Origin of the sequence: Rhizobium sp. Root1203, from assembly GCF_001424945.1 — a bacterium.
Taxonomy (GTDB): domain Bacteria; phylum Pseudomonadota; class Alphaproteobacteria; order Rhizobiales; family Rhizobiaceae; genus Rhizobium.
On sequence record NZ_LMCW01000063.1, the window covers coordinates 1 to 2,167 of the forward strand.

At 58.9% G+C, this 2,167-nt stretch carries 2 protein-coding genes and 1 pseudogene; 1 reads left to right on the top strand and 2 read right to left on the bottom strand.

What is annotated here, in order from left to right; genetic code table 11:
- The first annotated feature begins 143 nt into the window (after nucleotides 1-143).
- Nucleotides 144-647 carry a MarR family winged helix-turn-helix transcriptional regulator gene (locus ASC97_RS29415; RefSeq protein ID WP_057471879.1) on the top strand — a complete coding sequence of 168 codons (504 nt, stop codon included), beginning with the start codon at nucleotides 144-146 and terminating at the stop codon, nucleotides 645-647.
- Nucleotides 648-907: 260 nt separating this feature from the next.
- On the opposite strand, the gene ASC97_RS29420 is transcribed toward ASC97_RS29415, so the two are convergent.
- Together ASC97_RS29420 and ASC97_RS35865 are read right to left on the bottom strand one after the other, a co-directional pair.
- Complete coding sequence (locus ASC97_RS29420) at nucleotides 908-1,945, bottom strand: DUF3095 family protein (RefSeq protein WP_057471880.1); 1,038 nt, start codon at nucleotides 1,943-1,945, stop codon at nucleotides 908-910.
- Nucleotides 1,946-2,068: 123 nt separating this feature from the next.
- A pseudogene (locus tag ASC97_RS35865) lies at nucleotides 2,069-2,167 on the bottom strand (peroxiredoxin); the annotation flags it as partial.

The window sequence follows — 2,167 nt, forward strand, 5'->3', positions numbered from 1 at the left end:
AATCCTTTCTGCTCGCTTTAAATCGCATCCGCTTCAATCGGATGCGCTTTAAATACGCCACCAAAATTGTGGTGTCAACACCATTGCGATTTAATCGGATGCGATTTATATAGTGGAGAGAACCGAGAGGATAGGACAGGCCGATGCCCATACAGCAAAGAGTACGAATCCCGGACACGGCGACATCGTCCGACCCGAAGGACGGAAAGGACAGAAAGCTGTCGAATTTCCTGTGCTTCGCGATCTATTCGGCGAACCTGGCGTTTGGCCGCGCCTACAAACCGATCCTTGACAAGATTGGCCTGACCTACACTCAATATATCGCCATGGTGGCGCTCTCCGAGGAGAACGACCAGACTGTTGGCACGCTTGGTGAAAAGCTGTTCCTCGAATCCAACACGCTGACACCCATACTCAAGAAACTCGAGTCCATGAGTTTAGTTGAGCGTCGGCGCGATCCCGCCGACGAGCGGCAGGTGCGAGTGAACCTTACACCGGCGGGACGCGACCTCCTCGAAACGAACCCTGGCGCATCACTGATCGACGCCACGGGACTGGGAGACGAGTTTCCAGTGGTCCAGAAGTCCGTGGTAAGGCTGCGCGACAATCTCCTGCATGCGGCGCACGGAAAACCGGAGAAAGGGTAGACGCGGCTCGAGCTCGTCGCCTTGAGCATCAACGGCACGTCCGTCGGAAGGAAGATTCACAAATTCCGTCGCGAGGGAAGTGCGACCAACCAGGCGCAGGAACAAATCGTGTGGCCGGGATCGAACCGTCCTCGCCGCTGTGTGCGAAGGCAACCACTACGAAGGCGCCGTTCGGTCATGTTTTGGTGGGCTATGGGGGGCGGCTCCTCGCCTTGCGGCGAGAACCCATTGCCTGCGGCCAACGACCCCAGGCGCTGGATCTACCAAACCGCCGCCAAGGGAAAGACGCTCGCCTCCATCATTTCCGCAGCCTTCGCATACCCGCCACCCATCCCGTCGAGGAAATGCAGGTGCGAATCCGGACTGTCGGAAGGCACGAAGCACGTCATCAGCGCATGAGTCTGGCGATGCAGTCCAAAATTGACGTCTCCACGGGCCCGCGCAGCGGCAAGGATCGCTTCAACCATGTCGATTTGTTCGGGGGTACAGTCCAGCGTAAGACGCAAACCGTCATCGTATTTGCGGAAATCCGAACTGGAGGCAATCGCCTTCCAGCTTTCGAGATCTAAATACTCTGCGTTGCCCTTACGGACGGCGGTGCCCAGCTGGATTGGACGAGACCGGCGCGCGCCGGCATCGAGAACGGCAAGCACCCGCCTGGCCAGCGCGGCAAAGACATCGGGGCTCGTATGCTCATAGGGTTCCACCAACAGCGATAGAATTTCGCCTTGCTGGCTGGGAAATGGCGTCCAATCGCAGGTAAGTCCTTTCAGGTCCGGCCTTTTCGTATACCGACCTGGCTTTACCCGATACCGCCCGCTCTTGATTTGCTTTTCGGCCCACTTGAGCCCTCCCCCGGCAAACATCGCGTAGGTCGCGTTTTCCGAGGCCGCATACCGTGCAACTGTCACGTCACGACCATTGGCACGTATTTCGCTCACGGGCACCAATCCGGCTCGAAGAGTGAGCCCAAGATCGGTTCTCGCAAAGGTCGCGACCTGTTGTAGCACCGACATCGCTGTCATGATCCCATGCGGTGGCAATGCGAACGCCGCCCCGTCGCCACGAAATACAAAGGGGAAATCGAACGCCCCCCAGGCGTTGCCCAGGGCCGCAATCACCGATGCGCCCGCATAGTTGACGTCCTCATAGCGTCCCAGGCGGATCGCCGATGTGGAGTCGACGACGTCGGTTATCCCGACAAGCCAGTCGTCCGGCAACGGCTCGTAGATGCTCGGGTCAAGCACAAGCGAAAACTCGCTGTAGACTTGGGCAGGTTGTGCGAGATCGTGGGCCATCGAGTGTCTCCAGATTGGGAGGCGCAGCAGCAAATGCGCCACAGCACATTGCAAGGTGCGGCGTTTCAGGTGCCTCTTACCGGGGGTGGTCCGCGCCTCAGCGGCAGACCACCCCTCCACCGTTCAGATCAGGTTCGTTTCGACGTCGATATTGCCGCGAATGGCCTTGGAATAGGGGCAGATCTCGTGGGCTGCGTGGATCAGCTGGCGTGCGACGTCGCG

Coding starts and splice junctions, on each gene's coding strand:
- ASC97_RS29415 (WP_057471879.1), top strand. CDS start 144: ATGCCCATACAGCAAAGAGTACGAATCCCGGACACGGCGACATCGTCC.
- ASC97_RS29420 (WP_057471880.1), bottom strand. CDS start 1,945: ATGGCCCACGATCTCGCACAACCTGCCCAAGTCTACAGCGAGTTTTCG.